This window comes from Tardiphaga sp. 37S4, from assembly GCF_021044645.1.
GTDB classification, from domain to species: Bacteria; Pseudomonadota; Alphaproteobacteria; order Rhizobiales; family Xanthobacteraceae; genus Tardiphaga; species Tardiphaga robiniae.
In genome coordinates, this window is record NZ_CP088008.1 from 3,647,352 (window position 1) to 3,668,698 (window position 21,347).

General features: G+C 59.7%; 23 protein-coding genes and 1 tRNA gene. 13 read left to right on the forward strand and 11 right to left on the reverse strand.

Going from position 1 to position 21,347, the window contains the following annotated elements:
* Positions 1–29: 29 nt before the first annotated feature.
* Positions 30–989 (reverse strand): AraC family transcriptional regulator, encoded by a 960-nt coding sequence (locus LPB73_RS17405; protein WP_231077678.1) that lies wholly within the window; start codon positions 987–989, stop codon positions 30–32.
* Between the two features lie 428 nt (positions 990–1,417).
* On the opposite strand from LPB73_RS17405, the gene LPB73_RS17410 reads away from it, so the two are divergent.
* A complete protein-coding gene (locus LPB73_RS17410) occupies positions 1,418–2,641 on the forward strand; it encodes an ABC transporter substrate-binding protein (RefSeq protein WP_231077679.1) in 1,224 nt (407 codons plus the stop codon).
* A gap of 208 nt (positions 2,642–2,849) precedes the next feature.
* On the opposite strand, the gene LPB73_RS17415 is transcribed toward LPB73_RS17410, so the two are convergent.
* Positions 2,850–3,821 (reverse strand): TAXI family TRAP transporter solute-binding subunit, encoded by a 972-nt coding sequence (locus LPB73_RS17415; RefSeq protein ID WP_231077680.1) that lies wholly within the window; start codon positions 3,819–3,821, stop codon positions 2,850–2,852.
* A gap of 148 nt (positions 3,822–3,969) precedes the next feature.
* Between LPB73_RS17415 and LPB73_RS17420 the strand changes: the two genes are divergently transcribed.
* Entirely contained in the window at positions 3,970–4,947 is a 978-nt protein-coding gene (locus LPB73_RS17420) for a Bug family tripartite tricarboxylate transporter substrate binding protein (protein ID WP_170849793.1), read from the forward strand.
* Positions 4,948–4,978: 31 nt separating this feature from the next.
* Here LPB73_RS17420 and LPB73_RS17425 read toward each other — a convergent pair whose 3' ends face one another.
* A complete protein-coding gene (locus LPB73_RS17425) occupies positions 4,979–5,191 on the reverse strand; it encodes a DUF1328 domain-containing protein (RefSeq protein ID WP_231077681.1) in 213 nt (70 codons plus the stop codon).
* Between the two features lie 151 nt (positions 5,192–5,342).
* Between LPB73_RS17425 and LPB73_RS17430 the strand changes: the two genes are divergently transcribed.
* A tRNA-Ile gene (locus LPB73_RS17430) sits at positions 5,343–5,418 on the forward strand.
* 101 nt (positions 5,419–5,519) lie between these two features.
* Here LPB73_RS17430 and LPB73_RS17435 read toward each other — a convergent pair.
* Complete coding sequence (locus LPB73_RS17435) at positions 5,520–5,885, reverse strand: hypothetical protein (RefSeq protein ID WP_231077682.1); 366 nt, start codon at positions 5,883–5,885, stop codon at positions 5,520–5,522.
* Positions 5,886–5,988: 103 nt separating this feature from the next.
* Between LPB73_RS17435 and LPB73_RS17440 the strand changes: the two genes are divergently transcribed.
* The 3 genes from LPB73_RS17440 (at position 5,989) to LPB73_RS17450 (ending at position 8,242) form a co-directional block, all read left to right on the forward strand.
* Positions 5,989–6,231: a helix-turn-helix domain-containing protein gene (locus LPB73_RS17440; protein WP_231077683.1), complete on the forward strand. Its 243-nt coding sequence runs from the start codon at positions 5,989–5,991 to the stop codon at positions 6,229–6,231.
* A gap of 63 nt (positions 6,232–6,294) precedes the next feature.
* Positions 6,295–7,779, forward strand: coding sequence for a caspase family protein (locus tag LPB73_RS17445; protein ID WP_231077684.1), 1,485 nt, complete (start codon positions 6,295–6,297; stop codon positions 7,777–7,779).
* Positions 7,780–7,903: 124 nt separating this feature from the next.
* A complete protein-coding gene (locus LPB73_RS17450) occupies positions 7,904–8,242 on the forward strand; it encodes a hypothetical protein (RefSeq protein ID WP_231077685.1) in 339 nt (112 codons plus the stop codon).
* Here LPB73_RS17450 and LPB73_RS17455 read toward each other — a convergent pair.
* Both LPB73_RS17455 and LPB73_RS17460 read right to left on the reverse strand, forming a co-directional pair.
* The gene (locus tag LPB73_RS17455; RefSeq protein ID WP_231077686.1) at positions 8,234–8,749 is read right to left on the reverse strand and encodes a hypothetical protein; all 516 of its coding nucleotides are present in this window, start codon (positions 8,747–8,749) and stop codon (positions 8,234–8,236) included. The two genes, LPB73_RS17450 and LPB73_RS17455, sit on opposite strands and share 9 nt — an antisense overlap.
* Complete coding sequence (locus LPB73_RS17460) at positions 8,736–9,029, reverse strand: hypothetical protein (RefSeq protein WP_231077687.1); 294 nt, start codon at positions 9,027–9,029, stop codon at positions 8,736–8,738. Before LPB73_RS17460 ends, LPB73_RS17455 begins: the two co-directional genes overlap by 14 nt.
* Positions 9,030–9,444: 415 nt before the next feature.
* Between LPB73_RS17460 and LPB73_RS17465 the strand changes: the two genes are divergently transcribed.
* The 4 genes from LPB73_RS17465 to LPB73_RS17480 all read left to right on the forward strand — a co-directional run bounded on the left by LPB73_RS17465 (position 9,445) and on the right by LPB73_RS17480 (position 12,125).
* Positions 9,445–9,747 carry a hypothetical protein gene (locus LPB73_RS17465; RefSeq protein WP_231077688.1) on the forward strand — a complete coding sequence of 101 codons (303 nt, stop codon included), beginning with the start codon at positions 9,445–9,447 and terminating at the stop codon, positions 9,745–9,747.
* A 113-nt stretch (positions 9,748–9,860) separates the two neighbouring features.
* On the forward strand, positions 9,861–11,165 hold the full coding sequence (locus LPB73_RS17470) for a metal-dependent hydrolase family protein (protein ID WP_231081173.1): 1,305 nt from the start codon (positions 9,861–9,863) through the stop codon (positions 11,163–11,165).
* A gap of 4 nt (positions 11,166–11,169) precedes the next feature.
* On the forward strand, positions 11,170–11,577 hold the full coding sequence (locus LPB73_RS17475) for a DUF4864 domain-containing protein (protein ID WP_231077689.1): 408 nt from the start codon (positions 11,170–11,172) through the stop codon (positions 11,575–11,577).
* Between the two features lie 170 nt (positions 11,578–11,747).
* Positions 11,748–12,125, forward strand: a complete 378-nt coding sequence (locus LPB73_RS17480) for a hypothetical protein (RefSeq protein WP_139285952.1) — start codon at positions 11,748–11,750, stop codon at positions 12,123–12,125.
* Here LPB73_RS17480 and LPB73_RS17485 read toward each other — a convergent pair.
* Complete coding sequence (locus tag LPB73_RS17485) at positions 12,122–13,366, reverse strand: MFS transporter (RefSeq protein WP_231081174.1); 1,245 nt, start codon at positions 13,364–13,366, stop codon at positions 12,122–12,124. The genes LPB73_RS17480 and LPB73_RS17485 overlap by 4 nt on opposite strands.
* A 218-nt stretch (positions 13,367–13,584) precedes the next feature.
* Between LPB73_RS17485 and flhA the strand changes: the two genes are divergently transcribed.
* The 3 genes from flhA (at position 13,585) to LPB73_RS17500 (ending at position 17,571) form a co-directional block, all read left to right on the forward strand.
* Positions 13,585–15,822, forward strand: a complete 2,238-nt coding sequence (gene flhA / locus LPB73_RS17490) for a flagellar biosynthesis protein FlhA (RefSeq protein ID WP_089267512.1) — start codon at positions 13,585–13,587, stop codon at positions 15,820–15,822.
* Positions 15,823–16,151: 329 nt separating this feature from the next.
* On the forward strand, positions 16,152–16,358 hold the full coding sequence (locus tag LPB73_RS17495) for a hypothetical protein (protein WP_068737106.1): 207 nt from the start codon (positions 16,152–16,154) through the stop codon (positions 16,356–16,358).
* Between the two features lie 925 nt (positions 16,359–17,283).
* A complete protein-coding gene (locus LPB73_RS17500) occupies positions 17,284–17,571 on the forward strand; it encodes a GIY-YIG nuclease family protein (protein WP_068737108.1) in 288 nt (95 codons plus the stop codon).
* A gap of 145 nt (positions 17,572–17,716) precedes the next feature.
* Here the strand turns inward: LPB73_RS17500 and LPB73_RS17505 are convergent, their stop codons facing one another.
* From LPB73_RS17505 to fliI, 4 genes are all read right to left on the reverse strand, one after another.
* Positions 17,717–18,598 carry an anti-sigma factor gene (locus LPB73_RS17505; protein WP_231081175.1) on the reverse strand — a complete coding sequence of 294 codons (882 nt, stop codon included), beginning with the start codon at positions 18,596–18,598 and terminating at the stop codon, positions 17,717–17,719.
* Complete coding sequence (locus LPB73_RS17510) at positions 18,598–19,146, reverse strand: sigma-70 family RNA polymerase sigma factor (protein ID WP_089267514.1); 549 nt, start codon at positions 19,144–19,146, stop codon at positions 18,598–18,600. The genes LPB73_RS17505 and LPB73_RS17510 overlap by 1 nt, the downstream gene beginning before the upstream one ends.
* 199 nt (positions 19,147–19,345) lie before the next feature.
* Complete coding sequence (gene fliJ / locus LPB73_RS17515) at positions 19,346–19,765, reverse strand: flagellar export protein FliJ (protein ID WP_068737112.1); 420 nt, start codon at positions 19,763–19,765, stop codon at positions 19,346–19,348.
* Positions 19,766–19,874: 109 nt separating this feature from the next.
* Entirely contained in the window at positions 19,875–21,200 is a 1,326-nt protein-coding gene (fliI, locus tag LPB73_RS17520) for a flagellar protein export ATPase FliI (RefSeq protein WP_089267515.1), read from the reverse strand.
* Positions 21,201–21,347 lie beyond the last annotated feature (147 nt).

Sequence of the window (21,347 nt, forward strand, 5' to 3'; positions counted from 1 at the left end):
GCACGTGCAACTGCGTGATCGTGTAGTGACTATCGCGCACTGCTCGGCGTGCAGCCGAAGCGACGGCGAAAGCATCGATTGAAATAGGCGATGTCGTTGAAGCCGCAGATCATGGCGATCTCGCTGACACGCATCGCACTGCTGTGCCGGTCCTGCAGCATCCTGTAGGTCTTCTGCAGTCGCAATTCGAGCACGCGTTCGGAAAAGCTGATGCCGGTCTCCTGCAAGAGATCATGAACGTAACGCGCCGACAGCTTGAGCTCCCGCGCAACGCCTTGCGCCGAAATGCCGTGGTTGGCGTAATTGTCGGCAATATTCGCCAGGACCGCCTGTAGCCTCGCCGCACGGAGCCCCCGCAGACCCGCCAGTTCGGCGGTCCCGCCCTTCGCACCCGTCGCCAGACCGATGAGGTCGACGATCGTCGTTGCCGCATGCGCAACGAGACCCGGATCCACGAGAGCCGGGCCGGTTTCAAGAAGGTGACAATAACGTTTGAGAAGACCCAGCGCTTCGTTGTCGTCGCCGATTTTCAGTGCCAGCCTGCTATCGATGTGCGGAAATGCTTGCGTCAGAACTTCGCGCGGAATCACCACGTTCATCCAGACATTCTTGTCGGCACCGAGCATTTTCAGCGGCTCCGAGGCCGTGACCAAGGCCGCTTCGCCCAGACCGACGGCATAGTCGCGACCGACCTGCCCGCCGATCAACTCGGTATCGGCCTTGTTGATCAGCAGGAGATAACTATCATTGCCATCATCGGCGATATTGCGGGCCTTTCGCGTCGCCTGCCTGATCGTTCCGGCCATCTGGCCGACCACCACCGGCCCGATGCTCGTCGCCTCGATCAGAGCTTCGAAAGGCAGTTTATCGGACACCGCGTATTCGACCGACCAGATTTCCGCAACGTGAATATCCTGCCACAAGTCAAACTTGGCCTTTTCGCCCAGATGAGTCGGCAAGTCCTTGGACGAAAACGCAGTCTTTTGCATGGGCGGCCTTTCGGTATTCAGGATTTTGGGATGATCGCGTCGGCATCTTTACCGATGGTCCTTGATCTCCCCGTCCACAGCTCATGGAGCCTTACACGTGCCGGACGGGTTATCGGTCAAGCGCCTCTGGCAAGGCGCAGGCATGTGTCGTGTTGAGATCGCACTTCGTTCGATCCGGGCACGGCAACTTTGCATTCCGCCCCATCGAAAGGCGAGCGCGTTGTGATGATTTCCGCTGCGCGCGGCAACTAGCATACAACTACAATATGTCAAAGCGTCGCGATGAGCTCTGCTCGCCTGCTATATCAAGCATTGGATTTCATGCGCTATCGTACTTGTTGCGCCCTCACACCTGCTGCATGATCGGCCCAAAGCTGGGACGTGCATGTCACGCGTCACACAGCTAAAGCACCGCGGAGGCAATATTCATGCGCTTGAAAAGACTGACCGTCACACAACTTTCACTCGCCGGCGCCTTTGCGCTTGCGCTGCTCGCCACATCCGCAAACGCGCAGGTCTCCGACGACGTCGTCAAGATCGGCGTGCTCACCGACATGAACGGTCCGGCCTCGACGCCCTCCGGCCAGGGTTCGGTGACGGCCGCGCAAATGGCCGTGGACGATTTCGGCGGCAGCGTGCTCGGCAAGCCGATCAGCATCATCATCGGCGATCATCAGTTGAAGCCCGATGTCGGCGCGTCACTGGCGCGGCGCTGGTACGATGTCGATCAGGTCGATCTCATCGTCGACGTGCCGGTCTCAGCCGTCGGCCTCGCCGTGCAGAACGTCGCCAACGATCGCAAGCGCCTGTTCATCACCCATTCGACCGGCGCCGCGGATTTCCATGGCAAGTTCTGCTCGCCCTATACGATGCAATGGGTGTTCGACACCCGCGCACTTGCGGTCGGCACCGCGCAGGAAGTGGTGAAGCGCGGCGGCGACAGCTGGTTCTTCATCACCGATGACTTTGCCTTCGGCCATGCGCTGGAGCGCGATGCATCGGCCGTCGTCACCAAGACCGGCGGAAAGGTGATCGGCTCAGTGCGCCCGCCATTCGGCGCGTCGGACCTGTCGTCCTTCGTATTGCAGGCGCAGGCCTCGAAAGCCAAGATCATCGGCATCGCCGGTGGGCCGCCGAACAACATCAACGAGATCAAGACTGCCGGCGAATTCGGCGTGTTCAAGGGCGGCCAGCAGATGGCGGCGCTGCTGGCGCTGATCACCGATATCGACTCGCTGGGGCTACAGACCGCACAGGGTCTGCTGCTGACCACCGCCTTCTACTGGGACATGGACGACAAAACTCGCGCCTGGTCGAAGCGCTTCTTCGAGAAGACCAAGCGGATGCCCACCATGTGGCAGGCTGGTGTCTATTCCTCCACCATGGTCTATCTCAATGCCATCAAGGAAGCCGGCACCGACGAGCCGCTGAAAGTCGCCGCCAAGATGCGCGAGAAGCCCATCGAGGATTTCTTCGCCCGCAACGGCAGACTGCGCGAGGACGGCTTGATGGTGCACGACCTGATGCTGGTACAGGTCAAGTCGCCCGAAGAGTCCAAGTACCCGTGGGACTACTACAAGATCCTCGCGAAGATTTCCGGCGAGGAAGCATTCGGGCCGCCGGACCCGGCTTGTGTGTTGGGAAAGAAGTAGGAAAGCGACGCTCCCCTTCCCCTCTCCCCCAGCGCGGCAACGCCGCGCGCCGCGGGAGAGGGTGCCTGAGCGTAGCGAAGGCGGGAGAGGGATAGCGACAAAGCGCGGAGTTGCGGCGCCCTCTCCCGTCTGCGCGCCTTCGGCGCGCATCCACCCTCTCCCGCGGCGCGGAGCTTTGCTCCGCTGGGGGAGAGGGGAAGAAAGCCCCCTACTTCACCACCCCAATCTCTCTGAAATACTTCAGCACCCCGGGATGGATCAGCGCCACATCGGGCGCTGACGCCACCGTATTCGATGCTGTCGTCTCCTTCGCCTGAGCCAGCCGCGCGCCGAGCGTGGCTTCTGCGCCGTGCAGCGTTTTCGCGAGACGATAGGCGACCTCATCCGGCAGCGTTTCGCGCGCGAGGATGTAGCTCCACGAGCCCACCGACGCGATCGGCACCGGCTGGTTCGGATAGCTGTTGGCGCCCACCAGCATCGGCTTGAGGAAGGCGTGCTTGGCACGGATCTGCGCGATCTCCGCCGCATCGGGCGCAATGAAGCGCGCGCCGCCGGGGCTTTCGCTCATGGCCTTGAAGCCGGGCCAGCCGAGGCCTGCGCCCCATAATGCGGCGACGCGGCCGTCCTGCACCATCGCCGGACCGTCACCGGCGCGGTCGAGATAGACCGCCTGAAAATCCTTGTCCTGATCGAGGCCGATCCCGTCCAGCACATAGCGCGACAGGAACACGAGGCCGGAGCCTTTTGCACCGAAGGCGATCGGCTTGCCGACGAGATCGCGAATCGTCCTGTAGGGACTGTCGGCGCGGACCACGAACATGCCGGGATTGGAATAGAGCGCGGTGATGATCTTCAGCTTCGTCGGCGCCCGGCCGATGCCCTTGAACGCCTCATAAGCGGGCTCGCCGGCTACCAGCGCGAGATCGAGCTGACCGGCCTGGAGCAACGGGATGTTCTCGGTCGAGCCTTTGGTGTTGCGCGTCGCCAGCGTCAGTGACGGATCGGCCTTGTTCATCACCTCGGCAAAGGCGTCGCCATAGAGCGGGAAGCCGCCGCCAGGCGTCGCCGTGCCGAGACTCAAGCTGAGAGGCGTGGTGGTCGACATCGGTTTGGCTCCCTCCTGCGCAATGGCCGTCGTGACAGTCAGGAATGCTGCGCAAACAAGCGGCATCATCTTCATGGGGCACCTCGACGTCGATCAGCCTGCATCGTTCGACCAAGCTTGTAGGCAAAATCCGAATTCTATGAAAGCATGGAGGTAACGGGCGGCAAGCCCGATCGAACGACGTCGCGCATCAGCGCTGCGATTTCCATGCCTGGGAGGAACTATGATCGCTTTTCTGCGTGCTGCTGTGCTGTGTCTCGTCGGCTTCGCCAGCCTCGCCACGACAACCCTCCCCGCCTCCGCCGCAGGCTATCCTGATCGCCCCGTGCGCTGGCTGATCGGCTTCGCTGCCGGCGGCCCCGTCGATATCGTGGCGCGCATCATGGCACAGTGGCTGTCGGATCATTTCGGCCAGCAATTCGTCGTGGAAAACCGCGCTGGATCGGGCGGCAATCTCGCCGCCGCCGCGGCCGTGACCTCGGCGCCGGACGGCTATACGCTGCTGTTCGTCGCACCGAACAACGCAATCTCGGCCTCGCTCTACAAGAAGCTGCCTTACGATTTCATCCGCGACACCGTGCCGGTCGCCAGCATCATGCAGCTCACCAATATGCTGGTGGTGTCGAATGGCATGCCCGTGAAAACGGTCCAGGAGTTCATCGACTACTGCAAGGCCAATCCCGGCAAGATCTCCTATGCGTCGTCGGGCAATGGCACCTCGGTGCATATGTCAGCCGAATTGTTCAAGGCGATGACCAAATGCGACATGATCCACGTGCCCTATCGCGGCTCGGCGATCGCCTTTCCTGACATCATCTCCAACAAGGTGCAGTTGATCTTCGACAACCTGCCCACGGCGCTCGAACAGTCGCGGGGCGGCACCGTCCGCGCGCTCGGCGTCACCTCACCGCAACGCTGGCCCATCGTGCCAGATGTCCCGGCCATTGCCGAGACGGTGCCAGGCTTCGAGTCCATCGGCTTCTACGGCATCTCCGCGCCGAAGGGCACGCCGCCGGAGGTCATCGCCACCCTCAACAAGGCTGTGGGCGAAGCGCTGAAGGATCCGAAGCTGATCGCACGCCTCGCCGAGACCGGCGGCGTGCCGAAGCCCATGACGCCCGAGGAATTCGGCAAACTGGTTGCCGCCGAAACCGAGAAATGGCGCAAGGTGGTGGAATTCGCCGGCGTCTCGGTCGACTGAGCCAGGGGCGATTGATCCGGGGGCAACTGAGCTAGACGCTCACCGCGACCATGGCGGGCAGCAGCCCAGAACTGCTGACCGCCCCGGCGACGAGATAGGCGAAGCCCAGCAAAGCCAGGAAGCCGAGGAAGAACAGCGCAAAGAAGATGATCGAGAGTTTTTTGGCGAAAGCCGAGATGTTGGTGAGGCCGAGGCCGCCGGCAATCAGGGAAATGATCAGACAGATGACAGCCCAGCGAAACACCCGCGCCTCCCTACGTTGAAATTGCGCGGGCCAACGCCACCGCCCGGCCAAAGTTCCGCCCCCGGGAACGCGGCATTGCCCGCAGGCGATGGCCGATATAAGGAATGCCTGCACCGCCGTCCCCGGTTCTCACGCCCGCTGGACGCCGGCGGGGCCTGTAGCTCAATGGTTAGAGCCGACCGCTCATAACGGTCTGGTTGCAGGTTCGAGTCCTGCCAGGCCCACCAAGAAATCAATCACTTAGATAGTAGAACAATTTTCCTATCCTTTGGTGGACCGTTTCACGAAGCTCTGAGAACGGCAGTTGAGGCCACCAAAGCGTTGCATATCAGTCACTTCTTCCGCGGCTTTCCCTGAACAGTGCCTGCCGCGCTGACTCCGCACTCCCCAACGACAATTCGCTTTCATCACCCGAAACGACGCGTTGACTGTGCCAGTAGACGGAAGCATTTCGTCCGCCGTCTTCGCTGCGCCGCGCCAGTCTAGGAGCGCCCCTGCATGTTTCGTGCATGCGGGAGATGGCAGTGAGGGTCGTGAAGTACTTCCCGGCAATCAGTTCGACCTCAAGGCGCCCACGAGTGATCTCCTTTCTAAGGCCTACGATGGTTATGCCCCCGGCTAGAGAGGCCAGCTTCAAGGCCATCTCAAATCTCAATGGCGTGTCATCGGTAACGTCTGTTGTCTTCTCGTCCATGAAATCTCCCCAGCTCGCGACGAGCGCGCCTGTAGCCTGCGTTAGCGCGGTCCGAATACTATAGTCTGTGGTACTTTAGTGTTCAAATCAGGATCATCGCGGGGTGAAGAGCCCCAACATCGCCTTTGGAAAAATCATTGCTGGTCTAAGACAGTCTGCTCAAATCTCACAGGAGGAGCTGGCGGAGCGCGCTGCGATCCATCGGACGTACGTCAGTCAGATTGAACGCGGGCTGAAGTCACCGACAATTGTCATGCTTCTCAAGCTCGCGAAGGCCCTCAATACAACTCCCAGCAAGATCATGCAGAAACTCGAAGCCGAAATGGGGCTAGGTTGGTTCTTGTGAACGGCCGCTTCCGTGACCTCCTTACGCGTGGTTTCGGCTATTTGAGAAAAAAGGGCCGGTTCAGTGTCTAAAGCTTATGCCGTAGTGATTGGGATCGAGAAGTATTTCAGTAAAGCCATCGAAGGCGTGCCGTATGCTCAGGCCGACGCCGTCGCGTTTGCTGATATTCTAGAGAAAAATCTAGTTGTTCCTAAATCGAGCATCACGTTGCTTCTTAATGAAGCGGCCCATAAAGCTGAAATAGAAGATCAGCTAAAGTATATTATCGGCGGCCTTGATGAATCGGATAAATTCTATTTCTTTTATGCGGGGCACGGATTGTGGGCCGGCGGGACAAATCGTCTAACGACTTGGGATACGCAACCGGTCAATCTAGACGGAACGACTGTGAATATCGAAGAGATGCTACTGACGCCTCTTCGAAAAAGTCGCTGCAAGCAGAGCGCAATTTTCATTGACGCTTGTGCGACTGAATTTAAGACAGTGGCCGATGCGAGAGACATAGTCTCCGAGATGCATCGAAGAGAGTTCGAGAAATTTATAGAGAGCAACGAGTACCTAGCTGCGTTTTTCGCATGTTCTGCGAAGGAGAGGTCTTATTCGACGCCAGCACTCGGTCACGGTATCTGGACATACCATCTGATCGAAGCGCTTCGAGGAAGCGAACCTCAGGCAATCATTCGCGACGAATGGGTGACAGGAGAAAGTCTTAGAGACTATCTTCAAGATGTTGTTCCTCGCTACATTCGCACACAGACCAAAATAAGAGGGAAGCAGCAACCATACGCTTTAATTGGAGCAAGCGGCACATTCGCTCTTTCGTACGTTGGGCGCCCTGATGTCGACGGCAGGGCTCTCAGTTTAAAACCGGACTTTAAGGGTGCGTACTTCCGCAAATTAAAGACAATGCCATTTAGTCATGCCGCAAGCTTCTCACGATACCATCACACCACCCCTGAGACGCACAACGACTACGCGGATAATTGGGCTCGAAAGTTGTTGGCCGACGACATCGCCCAAGAACTACAGGAAGTCTATCACGGCGCAAAAAAGACACTCGGGCTGAAATCCCGGGACGTTGCTAAGCAGAGCGATGTGGGGGCCGGAACCGTTGATACTGAGTTCTTTCGCTTCTCAATAGAAGCCGGTCAGAATCCGGATAATCCTAAAGAGGTGTTCATTTTGCGTGAGGTGCATCTCAGGGCGCCTCATTCGGAGTTGCCGGCTGATTTTGAATCGATATTCCGGGAGTCTGCGAACGAACTTGTTCTTCCGTTGTCCGGGATCAAAGGCCAATTCGAAGAGATCGTTGATGCAATTGAGGAGCGAGACTTTGACGTGGACGTCTCAGATAATCCGACAACCGGTAAGATAGAAATCAAGTTGCTCGACGGGACTGTCGTGCTGATCGACACAAAGGCCGAGACACTCTATGTGCAACGATATGCCGTCGACGGATGCATAGATATCGTCAATCACATTAAGGGCGAGGAACTTGAGCAGATTATTGGTAAGGCGCCAAAGTTGATCGGACGGAAAATGATCTGAAGGCGATACCCTCGCGGTCACGCGGCTAAGGACGTGCAATCCAATTGTAGCCAGGGAACAAATCTCCCGACCCCGTTCAGGGATCAAAAATCGCCATGCGCAATGGGAGATGAAGGAAAGACGGATGCGCTTTCAGCGTCATACCAAACAAGAGCCGAACGCCGAACGAAGGCGTGATATTGGCTATCTTTGGACCGACAATTGGGAGGACTGGTTCGAGTTCAATACCCTTTACGTCCTGACCTACTTCGATAGCAAGGACGTAAAGCACGATATCCGCAGCGTCAAAATTGGCCAGTTTAACATGGCTGTAGAACAACGGCGGCCTGACCTACCCACGCGATTCCCTCGTCCTCACGGCTGTTTCTTCTCTCTTGGGCAGGACGCGGACTATTACGAAGCCATCGGCAAACTTGATCCCGAAACGATGCCGCAACGCAACAAGCCCAATAGACTAGATTGAGCGAGGAGGAAAAAGCAGCAGCGTGAGAAAGGCCCTCCGCCGCCTTGCACTTGCTTTTTGAAATGAGGCAAGCGCAGCGCGCGCCGTTTTAATTGCTAACGCCGCATCGAGGCTCTTCATCCGAACCATTGGATTGTAGTCAGCTTCATGTCGTTTCTCTTGCAGTTGAGAAACGGCTGTTGCGAAGGCTACAATGTTAGTTCCAAATCCATTAGGTGGTTGGTGCGGCTGGTATTTCGCAGATAACGTCTGTTTTGTTACCTCGTCGCATAAATTGCGCAAGGTTCGGTGATCCACAGAGCGATAAACCAGTCCATACTGACTGGCAGTTCGCTTGGTCACTCCAATAAACTGGTCGGCAGCAGCCGCAAGCGTCGCATGGAACAGCCCGTAATAAGCTGCGGAAATTGCGCGCCTGACGTTAACCTGCCTAGGCGGGCCGGCAGCTGGTGGGACGATCAATCCGTCCGCCTGTTCGAATAAATGCTCGGGGTTAAGAATCGCCACCGTCGTCTGGTTCCCCTTCGGTCGCAAACTCCACAAGCGGCGATCGACCTTCTCCCGCTGCTCGTAGCTTCGCTTGAATCTCTACTAAAGTATTTAGCGTCGCATCCCCTTGAATTCTGCTTGCGCCATCAGGGCTAACGATAATCGTGATACGGAGTGCATCATGCCCCTCCGAATCAATGAACGATCTAGTTTTGATGTCCGAAACGGCGGTCGAACTGCTTAGATTCGCAGTGGCAACTTTTCGCGCGATGTCGCGAATTTTGATGTCGTCGATCATGATGAGACAGTAGGCGATATGGGGCTGGGAAAGCTAGGCGTCGGGCTACAAAATCTACGGGTAAGACAAACTGACGCCCGTCCGGCAGCGGATCCGGGCTTCGAACATGGATTTATCGAATTGGGACGTTTCGCCTACTACTACCACACTCTTTTCGGAGAACATCCGTCGAAGACGCTCGGCGCTCGTCCCTTTACGCGATCGCTCTCTGTTGCATGACATTTGCCCGGTTCCAGAACTGTCCCTGGTTCTGAAATCGCATCTCAGAGTCGGCCAGCACATCCAGAACGATGATCGCGCGCTCATCACGGCGTTCAAGGCGGCGTGCAGTTGCTGCGGGTCATGCCGGCACCCATTGCGTATTGCCGGCTCTGTGGCACGATAAAGCGAATTTCAGCAGTCGGTTTGTGTGCAAATGATCTTTGAACCAATTCGATTGATGCCAGAGGCGCCGGGGCAAACCCTGGCGAAGAACCGCACGATCTTTTCTCTCCTGGCGGCGGTTAGATGGGTCCAGCGTTACGTTGACAGCGAAGCCAAGACAACGCCGCGGTGGACGAAGCTGATCGCTGTTCTTGATGAGGCGACTGTCGGGAAAATTGAGCCGCCCGAGGTTCGAACCGCGCTCCATGTCGCTTTGATGGCTGAGGGATGGGCGATGCCGGACGAGCTTGAGCTACCAGATATATTCACGTCCGGCCGAGCGGATTCCCCGTAACATCAGCCGGGGTCCACAGGTAGCGGCGCCACCTTCAAGTGGACGCCGGTATCTGTCATAGTGCAGGCTTTACTGCTCGGAGAACGCTTATGTTGTTCCCTGTCGGTAGTCGATTGCTCGCAGCGATTCTCGCGCTGACATTTTGCACCAGCGCGAACGCCGGCGATGTGCTCTTCGAAAATGTTCGAATCTTTGACGGGAGAAGCGCCACTCTTTCCGCTCCGTCACATGTGCTGGTCAAGGGCAACCTCATCGAGCGTATTTCCACGGCACCGATAGCAGCCGCAGACGCTCAGCGTGTTGCAGGAAACGGGCATACGCTGATGCCTGGCCTGATCGACAATCATTGGCATGCGATGTTGATACGAGTGACGCCGGCACAAGCTTTCGGTGACGTCGGCTACAACAATCTGCTGGCCGGCAACGAAGCGACTGACACTCTGATGCGCGGCTTCACAACTGTTCGCGATGTTGGCGGGCCGGTGTTCGGCCTCAAGCATGCCATTGACGAGGGCATCGTCAAGGGCCCGCGCATCTATCCGTCCGGCGCCATGATCACTATCACGAGCGGGCATGGGGATTTCCGTCAGCTGACCGATCTGCCACGCACGATTGGCGGCATGCTCACCCGCATGGAGCAGGTCGGTGGCGCGATGGTCGCGGACAGCCCTGACGAGGTGCGCGTGCGCGCGCGCGAACAACTGATGCAGGGCGCCTCCCAGGTCAAGTTGACGGCGGGCGGCGGCGTGTCGTCACCCTTCAGTCCGGTCGACGTGACCACTTTCACCGAGGCCGAACTACGCGCCGCCGTTGAAGCGGCCGAGAATTGGGGCACATATGTCGCCGCGCACGCCTTTACTCCGGCGGCGATCCAGAGAGCCGTCGCCGCTGGCGTGAAGTGCATCGAACATGGCATGCTGATGGATGAGGCGACCGCCAGGCTGCTTGCCGAGAAGGACATCTGGTTGAGCTTGCAGCCCCTCCCCGAGGGCTTGAGGCTTGGCTTTCCGGAGGGGTCCGTCCAGCGGGCCAAGGCGGATGAAGTCTGGCCCGGCATAGCCAGGTCCTACGAGTTTGCCAGGAAGTACAAGATCAAGACCGCGTGGGGCACCGACGTGCTGTTCTCGCACGCGCTGGCGCAGCAACAGGGCGCAATTCTGGCCTCGCTCACGCGCTGGTACACGCCCGCCGAAGCGCTGGTCATGGCGACATCGACAAACGCCGAACTGCTGGCGCTGTCCGGCAAGCGCAATCCCTATCCCGGCAAGCTCGGCGTCGTGGAACAGGGCGCGCTCGCGGATTTGCTACTTGTCGACGGCAATCCGCTGGACAACATCAACCTGATTGCCGATCCCGCGAATAATTTCAAAATCATCATGAAGGACGGCGTCATCTACAAGAACATTTTGAGCAAGTGAGTCTATGCGCAGCCTCCTCTTTCTTGTCGTCATAATGATCGGCCTCGCATCGCCTCTCCATGCTGCGGACGATGTAGCGGCGGCGCAGAAGATCATCAGCTCCCAAGCCGATGCGCTGGCGCGCGACGATGCTGTGACTGCCTATGGGTTCGCGGCCCCCGGCATCCAGAGCATTTTCACCGATCCCGACAGCTTCATGGACATGGTGCGCAACGCCTATGCGCCCATCTATCGCCATCGCAGCTTCGAATTCACCGAGAGCAACACATCTGACGGTACAATTGAGCAGAAAGTCCATATCGTCGATGCCGATGGTGTGCCGTGGGATGCGCTCTACACGCTGGAGCCGCAGCCGGATGGCAGCCTGAAGATCAGCGGCTGCATGTTGCTGAAAGTCGGCCAGGCTGTGTGACACCTCACAGCGGCATTCACATTCGCACCTCACATCATCTATAATAGGTCCTGCACCTCTCTCGTCCTACGGTTGCTTCCCGGGTGAATTTGTTGCGGTACCTGTCCCTCAGCACACTGTCTCCCATTGTCCTGGGCAGCCTGTTGGCGTGCGGGGTGTCGACCATCGCGATGACTGACACGCGTCGCCTGTCCCTGATGCCCGATCCGCGCGGCGAGTTCATCCGACTCTGCGCGCCCTTCATGGTGTCGCGCTATGCGCATCCCGAAGCGATCTGTGACTGCGTCCGCACCGCGCTGATCAGCGAGATCGGCGATCGCGATATCCTCGACGCTATCCTCTACGGAGTCACCGAGCGCGGCGTCCCCACGCTGAACGAGAACTGGCTGCCGCCGGACAAACGAAGCTTGATCCCGCGGACCATGACGGCGATTGCGGAGCCGACGCTTGATTGCATGTTCGGTAGCGGCCCGGCCAAACGCGCGCTCGAAAACGTGCCGATCGATGGATTTCCGGCGATGCCGCCGGTGCAGGATCTGACGCCTTAGGCGACTGACGTCCCCGACGAGAAAATCAACCTGCGGCGCGCCCGCAGCATCAGCGCCGTGATGATCGTGACGTTGAGTGCATTCCAGGCGAGGCCGTTCATGAACGCTGCCGCGTAGGAGCCCGTAGCGTCGAAGATGACGCCCGACATCCAACCGCCAAGTGACATGCCTCCTACCGTGCCCAATATGACAATGCCGACACGCGTAGCCGCCTGCGATGCGGGCATCGCCTCGCGGATGATGATGGCATAGGCCGGCACCAGACCGCCCTGGAACAGGCCGAACATCGCCGAGATGATGTAAAGCGAGGCCAGGCTGTCGAAGAACAAATAGAACAGCAGTGCGAATCCCTGCAGCAATGAGCCAATCAGCAGTGTGCGAATGCCACCAATACGATCGGCCAGAAAACCCGAGCCAACACGGCTGACAATCCCGCAGGCCAGCATCAGCGACAACATCTCGGCGCCGCGCGTCACGCCGTAGCCGAGATCTCCGCAATAAGCGACGATATGCACCTGCGGCATCGCCATGGCGACACAGCAACCAATGCCGGCCACAAAGAGAAGCGTCGTCAGCGTGTTGTTGCTGAGCTGGAGATCGACCTTGGGCGGCGGCGCATTGACGTGACTACGTCGTGTGACCGTGCCCATCTGCGCGCGCAGAACCACAAGCATCAGGAGCATCAGGACGGTTGTGACGACCCCGACACTGATATGCGTCGAGCGCCAACCAAAAGTCAGAATGCCCCAGCTGACAATCGGCGGCCAGAGCGTGCCGCCGATATAGCTGCCGGTTGCAGCGACAGTCACCGCGATGCCGCGCCGGCGTTCGAACCAGTGCGACGCCTCCGCCATCAGCGGCCCGAAGGTTGCCGACGATCCTGCCCCGATCACCACGTGAATAAGATTGAACTGCCAGAGCGCCGTGGACTGCGACGCGAGAAGATAACCGGCCCCCATCAGGACGGTCGCAAGCGCAATCGTGGCCACGATGCCAAACCGGTCCGTGAGCCTGCCGGCCACCACGCCGCCGAGACCGAAGCCGACCATGGTCAGGGTAAAGGCCAGCGACGCCGCGCCGCGGCTGGCCGCAAAATCGGCCTGCACGGCCGGGAGCGCCACCACCACCGACCACATGCCGACTGACCCGAGCGAGCCGATGATCAAGGCAAGCGACAGCCTGATCCAGGCCTGACGGGAGTCAGGCAGGAACGGCGTCGAATCTGAAATGGGGGTCGCGATGGTCACGGCGGCAACATCCTCGGCGTGTGCCCGCAGGTCAAGCGATCTGCCGAAGGATTAGGCATGCAGAAGCAGCGCAACAGACCGTTTCGGCCAAAACTGGCTCCGGGCTTGTGGCAAAGCCGCGCAGTAACGCCTCGTTAACCCTTTGCTAACCATACACACGGCAAAAATTGCCGAGTGGAGTCGCGTCTCGTCAGCTGACCGGGGGAATGCCCGTGGATGCCAGTGCGGTGCCTCACTTGCGGATCGGCGGCCCTTCGGCCGCCGCGCAGACGTTCGGCAGTCGCGAGCGACATTCGCGCGGGGAAGCGGCATCGATGACGGATTTGATCGCGGGTCAGGGTCTGGGCGCACCCAAGAGCGGCGGTTTCGACTTCGCCAGCATCAGGACGAACGTCTTGCGCGGCGATATCGGCCTGGCCTTTGGCGTTCTGATCATCCTTGTCGTGCTGATCATGCCGCTGCCAGCCATCGTGATGGATCTGTTCCTCGCGATCTCCATCACCATGTCGGTGCTGATCCTGATGACGGCGCTGTTCACCCAGACGCCGCTGGAATTCTCGTCGTTCCCGACCGTGCTGCTGATCTCGACCATGTTGCGGTTGTCGCTGAACCTCGCGTCGACCCGCCTGATCCTGTCACATGGCCACGAAGGCACCGCCGCCGCCGGCCACGTCATCGAGGCGTTCGGCAATTTCGTGATGGGTGGCAATTTCGTCATCGGCATCGTCGTGTTCGCGATCCTGGTGATCGTGAACTTCATCGTCATCACCAAGGGTTCGGGCCGTATCGCCGAAGTCGCGGCACGCTTCCAGCTGGACTCGATGCCCGGCAAGCAGATGGCGATCGACGCCGATCTGTCGGCTGGCCTGATCGACGAGGCCACCGCCAAGGCGCGCCGCAAGGATCTCGAAGACGAAAGTGGCTTCTTCGGCGCCATGGACGGTGCTTCCAAGTTCGTCCGCGGCGATGCCATTGCCGGCCTGCTCATCACCGCCATCAACGTCATCGGCGGGATCATCATCGGTGTCGCGCAGCAGGGCCTGTCGTTCTCGGAAGCCGGCCGCACTTATACGCTGCTGACTGTCGGCGACGGCTTGGTCACCCAGGTTCCGGCGCTGATTGTCTCGACCGCCGCAGGCCTGCTCGTCTCGAAGGCGGGCATTACCGGCGCCGCCGACAAGACGCTGATCAAGCAATTCTCCGGCTATCCGCAGGCGCTCGGCATGTCGGCCGGCGTCATGCTGACGCTGGCGCTGCTGCCGGGCATTCCGATGCTGCCGTTCCTCGCACTCGGCGGCGGCGCAGCCTACCTCGCCGTCACCGCCAACAAGCGCAACAAGGTTGCGCGTGCCGAAGTCGCGCATCAGGCTGCAGCGCCCGCCGCCGCCGCAGCAGCACAAGCTGCCGCCGCGGACGAGCCGATCTCCGCATCGCTGAAGATCGACGACCTCAAGATCGAGCTGGGCTACGCGCTGCTGCCACTGGTCAATGGCCCGGACGGCACCGATCGCCTCACCGAGCAGATCAAGGCGCTGCGCAAGTCGCTCGCTGTCGAAATGGGTTTCGTGATGCCGTCGGTCCGAATTCTGGACAACGTGCAGCTCGAAGCCAACACCTACATCATCAAGATCAAGGAAGTAGACGCCGGCACCGGCCGCATCTGGCCGAACCAGTTCATGGTCATGGATCCCGGCGGCAACCAGGTCAACGTGCCGGGCATTCACACCACCGAGCCGACCTTCGGCCTGCCCGCGACCTGGGTCGATGCCGGCCTGAAGGAAGAAGCCTCGCTCAAGGGCTACACCGTGGTCGACGCCGCCACGGTCTTGTCGACGCATCTGACAGAGCTGCTGAAGGGCAATATGTCGGACCTCTTGTCCTACGGCGAAGTGCAGAAGCTGCTGAAGGACCTGCCGAAGGAACAAGGCGAACTGGTCAAGGATATCGTCCCGTCGCTCATCACCGTGTCGGGCATCCAGCGCGTGCTGCAATTGCTGCTCACCGAACGTATTTCGGTGCGCGATCTCTCGACCATCCTCGAAGGCATTGCCGACGCCCTCGCCTTCTCGCGCAACCCATCGACCATCGTCGAGCATGTACGTGCGCGCCTCGCGCGACAGATCTGCGCGCAGAACACGTCCTACAACGGCTACCTGCCGCTCATCGCACTGTCGGCGCAGTGGGAGCAGGCCTTCGCGGAATCGATCATCGGCACCGGCGAAGAACGCAGTCTCGCGATGCAGCCGTCGAAGCTGTCAGAGTTCATGACCACCGTGCGCGATCGTTTCGAACAGGCTGCGCGCGAAGGCGAAGCGCCGGTGCTGGTCACCTCGGCCTCGATCCGGCCGTTCGTGCGCTCGCTGGTGGAACGGTTCCGCGCACAAACCACCGTGCTGTCCCAGGCGGAAATCCACCCCCGTGCGCGCCTGAAGACCGTCGGAAGCGTCTGATTCGGCGGCAAGAGGCTAGCAACCTTGCCCGAAACCGATGTAAATTCGTCACAGACAAGAGATTTGCCAGAATGTCGCATCCCGAGGCCATTTCGGGGCGACGGCACGAATCACTCTCAACGCTCTGATAATAAATAATAATTTATGAATTTCAGGGCCAAGCCGGGTGCTTCAATCGCGCCGGATCACGTCTTATCACTGCCTTGTGATCGACTATTTGGAACGGAACGACCCAACACCACGTTTCCTATGCGTGATGAGTTGAACCTGCCGACGCGGACACGACACAAACGGTCGTAGGCAGAGTAAGACGGCAGGGAGCGTTTCCAATGAACCACTCGATTTACAGCGCGGATCGCATGACCCACCTCAAGGTGGTGATCGTTGCTCTGGTCGCCGGTATCTTCGTGGCAGGCTTCGGAATCTCGGCCCGCATGAATGCTGACGAAGGCTACAGCCAGACCGCCAGCGCTCGTGTGATCAAAGCAGGCCAGCCGGTTGCTGTCACCACTTCGAACGCCAGCATGGTCCGCTAAGAAATTCAGGAATTCGCGTGGCGATGTCCCCCAAGGTCGTCAGGTGAATACATAGAAGCTCCACTTCCCCCCGAGTGGACTTCTGAATGGAAAACGCCCGCTCCCCACGGGCGTTTTTCTTTTGTGGGGTGCTTTCTTGCTTCTCCCTCCCTCAAGCAGCGCAGCTGCGCGGTGGGAGGGATACTCTGCGCGCCAGCGCGCCACATCACAGATTCAAATTTCAAACAGCCACGCTCTCGCAGTCTCGCGGCGCTTGCGCGTCCGAGGTGTGAGCAGTCCCCCTCAGATAGATGAGGGGTGGCAGCGCGCCGTGAGGCGCAAAGGGTGGTTTTTTATCGCGGTCCGCTCCACCGGAACGCCGGCAAGCTGCAACCGCGCAACGCCTCACGGCGCGCCACCGCGGCGATTTCTGTCCCCGGGACCGTTCTTCCGGGCAAAGGCGCAGAGCTCCGCACTCCGCTGATCCCGACGGTTTCCCGCCGTTCACCAATGCCACGTCCAGCCAGCATGAGTGGCAGACCCCCGTAGTGGGGCCGGACGGTGACCCAAGGCCTCCCGAGTGCGCGGGGTACGTCACCCCACACCCGCAGGCGCCGCATCCCTGTTCCACTTCAAGACGCCTCATGAAGCGCCCCTCGCGAACCGGATGAGCGGAGGATAATCCTGTTGGGGATATTGTCAAGAACAATAGGAAAAAATGTTTAAGCCCTATTCTCTCGATTGTCATTCCGGGGCGCGCTCTTGCGCGAGCCCGGAATCCATAACCACGATCGCGCGTATGGATTCCGGACCTACCCCAGCCGGCTACGCCTGTTGGGCGCGTCCCGGAATGACAGCCAGTGAGCTCAAAATCGCGTTGCACCTAGCTTTGCGCGAACTACACTTTCCTCACCAAAGTCCAACACCGATAATCGCGGTGATCGCAATGACGTATTACGTCTATCTGCTGGCCAGCCGAAAATACGGCACGCTATACATTGGCGTGACGAACGACCTTATACGGCGAGTCTACGAGCATCGTAGCAAGGTGGTTGACGGCTTCACGCGACGTTATGACGTCGACAAGCTCGTTTGGTTTGAGGTCTACGATGACGTCCTGTCGGCCATTGCGCGTGAGAAAGAACTCAAGAAATGGCGCCGCGACTGGAAGATCCGATTGATCGAAGAGCAAAATCCAAACTGGATGGATTTGTATCCGGTGCTTTCCGGCTGACGTGGAGTTTATGGATTCCGGGCCCGCGCAAGAGCGCGTCCCGGAATGACAATTGAGAGGTTCGCACTTCAGCGGCTTTGCCGCTTTCATGCACCCCGGAATGACGAACATAGGACCAATGCCGGATGACAAGAGAGCCAAACGATCACCGTGCCGGCGGCACCGTTTCGATCAGCTTGCCGGTGAACACGATCGGGCCGGTGGCTGCACCGGTCGGCGAACCGCCTTCCGGCTCGACGGTCACGGCATAGGTGGCCTGATTGACGACATCGGGATCATAGGCAGCGAGTGCAGCGCGCGATGTGAAGTCGTTGCTGCCGATCACGCCGAGCGAACGCGGGCGTTGCAGCTTGTCGGACACAATCCAGAGCTCGTAGCTTTTGCCGGCCTGCGGTTCGGCGCCAACCTTGCGCACTGTAAAGTTTTTGGTCGCCGCATCGACAGTGAGGATGAATGCGGGTGACGCAGCGTCGGTCTGCAGCAAGGCGACGTATTGCGACTGAGCTGCTGCGGGCGGCGCGACCGGCGCTGGCGCCTGCACCACCTGCTGCGCTGCCTTCGGGCGTAAACCTGCCGGCAGCAATTCGGGGCGATAGGCCTGCACGGCAATCAGCGCAACAAGCATGGCGGCAATCGCGGTCATGCCGGTGGCCACACCGCGCCAGCGTTTTGCCTGGACCGAGAAATCAATCACGTTCGAACGATCGAGCGTCGAGCGATCGATCGCAGGCTGCTCAGCAACGACCGCCGCTGCAGCGACCGGCTGCGGCGCTTCCGGATGCACGATCGCTTCTTGCGTACCGGCCAGACCGATCGCAACGCGGATTTTCTCCCAGACTTCAGGACGCGGCTCGACAAGGCCGACCATCTGATTCAAAACGCCGAGCTTGCGCTCCCACGCCTCGACCACAGCGGCAAAATCCTTGTCAACGGACATCATGGTCTCAACCTGCACGCGCTCTTCGGCACTGAGCGTGCCAAGCGCATATTCCGCGGCAAGCGCGATATGGTCTTCGCTATAGGCCATCATGTCAGTCCCAGACACTCCCGGATGTCCATCATACTGCGGCGCAGCCACGTCTTCACTGTATTGACCGGCGCTTCGAACTTCGTCGCGAGTTGTTCGCGGCTCCAACCATTGTAGTAAGCAAGCAGCACCAGTTTCTGCCGGTCCGGCTCAAGCCGGCCCACGCACTCCAACAAGCGCTTCAATTCTTCGGTCATTTCCTGTCGCGCGAGCGGGTCAGGTGTATCGGCTGCCACTTCCATTGCAGCCGGCTCTTCCTCGATAGACGTTTCGCTTCTCTTGCGAACGACATCAATAGCCCGGTTACGAGCGATCGACGCCATCCACGTGATCGGCGAGGCAACACCGGGATTGAATTGCCCGGCGCTGTTCCAGATCTTGACATAGGCCTCCTGGATGACTTCCTCGGCGAGATCCTGTCTGCGCAAGATACGGATCACGACGCCAAAGAGTTTCGCGCGCGTCGCTGCATAGAGTCGCTCGAAGGCGGCTTCATCCCCTTTGGCAACTGCGGCAAGAAGCCAGACCAGTTCAGCCGGCGTCAGCATTACGTCTCCCCAACCTCAATATACCTTTCGCCTTACGGAGGTGCCGCCCGGCGGTATCACCTGTCGTAACATAGATTATAGCAAGCGGGCCATGTCGCTGTTTATGCTGTGGATAGACCACAAACAGCAAACCCGGACCTCGCGGCCCGGGCTTGATGACTTCAATCTTTGAGGCTCGTTGGCTCGCCGCTTCTGCGGATCAGGCCACTGCGCCGATGCGGGCACGCATCAGGCCAATGCTGTCGAGGTCGGCCTGTTCGCGTGCGTTCTCTTCGTCGCGTGCACGGGCCTGGTCGCGCTCGTCGAGCAGTTCGACCTTCTTGAGTTCTTCAAAAGCTTCACTCAGCAATGCCTTCGCGTCTTCGAGCTGCACGCGCAGCTCATCGGCCGAACGTGTCAGGTTCTCGCGACGTTGAATCGCAGCCTTCGCGTAGGTGGGATAGGCAAAGTGAGTGGGATCCTGAATACCGGCGCGATCCTGTTCGGTCTGGATCTCGCGCTCGAGATCGACCGACATGCGCTGGAAATCCGCGATCATGCCTTCGATCTGATTGACCCGGCGGCGCTTCTCATCGACCTGGAACTTCTTCAGGCGGATCAGGGTGTCACGTGACTTCATCGACTCATACTCCCCAGAAGTCCCAGTCTCAACGCGGGACACAACCGGACAACCGCAAGGGGCTGACCGGCCGAAATTCTTCTCTGAGGGTCATGATGGCCTGACAAAGTTAGCGTTCCGTTTCCAAACCACCAACGATTTGTTGCAGTTGCTGATAGCCTTGGGCCAGTCCGCAGACTTCGTCCTTCCGTTGCCGCAGGAATGCCTCAAGCGGCTCATGGAGCCGGATCGCCTCGTCCACTTCCGGACTGGAACCGGCGCGATAGGCACCCAGCCGGATCAGCTCTTCCATATCCGAATAGGTCGCCATGATCTGCCGGGCCCGCGTGATCGTCGGCAAATAGGCAGGATCGCAGGACCGCGGCATGGTTCGCGACACCGACTTCAGGATATTGATAGCAGGATAGCGGCCACGCTCGGCGATACCGCGTTGCATCACGATATGGCCATCGAGAATGCCGCGCACGGCGTCAGCAACGGGTTCGTTGTGATCGTCGCCGTCGACCAGCACCGTGAAGATGCCCGTGATGGAGCCTTCATCAGTGCCCGGCCCTGCCCGCTCCAGCAGCTTCGGCAGTTCGGTGAACACCGTCGGCGTATAGCCTTTAGCGGTCGGCGGCTCGCCGACGGACAGGCCGATCTCACGCTGCGCCATGGCGAAACGCGTGACGGAGTCCATCATGCACATGACGTCCTTGCCCTCATCGCGGAAGAACTCCGAGATCGACAGCGTCAGATAGGCCGCCTGGCGCCGCATCAGTGCAGGCTCGTCCGAGGTCGCGACTACGACCACAGCGCGTGCGAGACCTTCTTCGCCCAAGTCCTCCTGCAAGAACTCCTGCACCTCACGACCACGTTCGCCGATCAGGCCGATGACGGACACGTCGGCATCGACATTGCGTGCCAGCATCGACAACAAGACCGACTTGCCGACGCCGGAGCCCGCAAAGATGCCCATGCGTTGGCCGCGGCAGCAGGTCAGAAAGGTATTGAGCGAGCGCACCCCGAGATCGAGCGGCGCGCCGACGCGTTTGCGAGAATGGGCGGGCGGCGGAGACGCGCGATATGGCATCGGCGCCGGGCCCTGCAGCAACGGCCCCTTGCCGTCGATCGGCTCGCCCATCGCATTCACGACGCGGCCGAGCCAGGCAATCGAGGGCCGCACCTGGCTGGCGGCATTGGCGATCACCGCCCGGCAGCCGCGACGTACGCCTTCCAGTCCGGCAAAGGGCATCACCACGGCGTTGTCGCCACTGAAACCAATCACCTCGGCAGGGATGGAACGGCTGGTGCCGGTCTCGATGGTAATGCGGGCACCGACCGACATCGCGTGGATCGGCCCGGCCACCTCAACCATTAACCCGCGAACACCGACCACCCGGCCGTAAATATTGACGCCATCGAGGTCAGTAATCTGTTCCGCAAGGGCTTTCATTGCAAAACCCTTAAGTTTCGCTTCATTGCCGGCTCGGCCTTAACCCCGTGTTTACCCGCATCGTTAATCATTACGTCACTGTCTTGGATGACTGAGAGCATTCGCGCCATCAGAATGAAGGGGCGAGTCGATGGAGTCGGTTAGGTC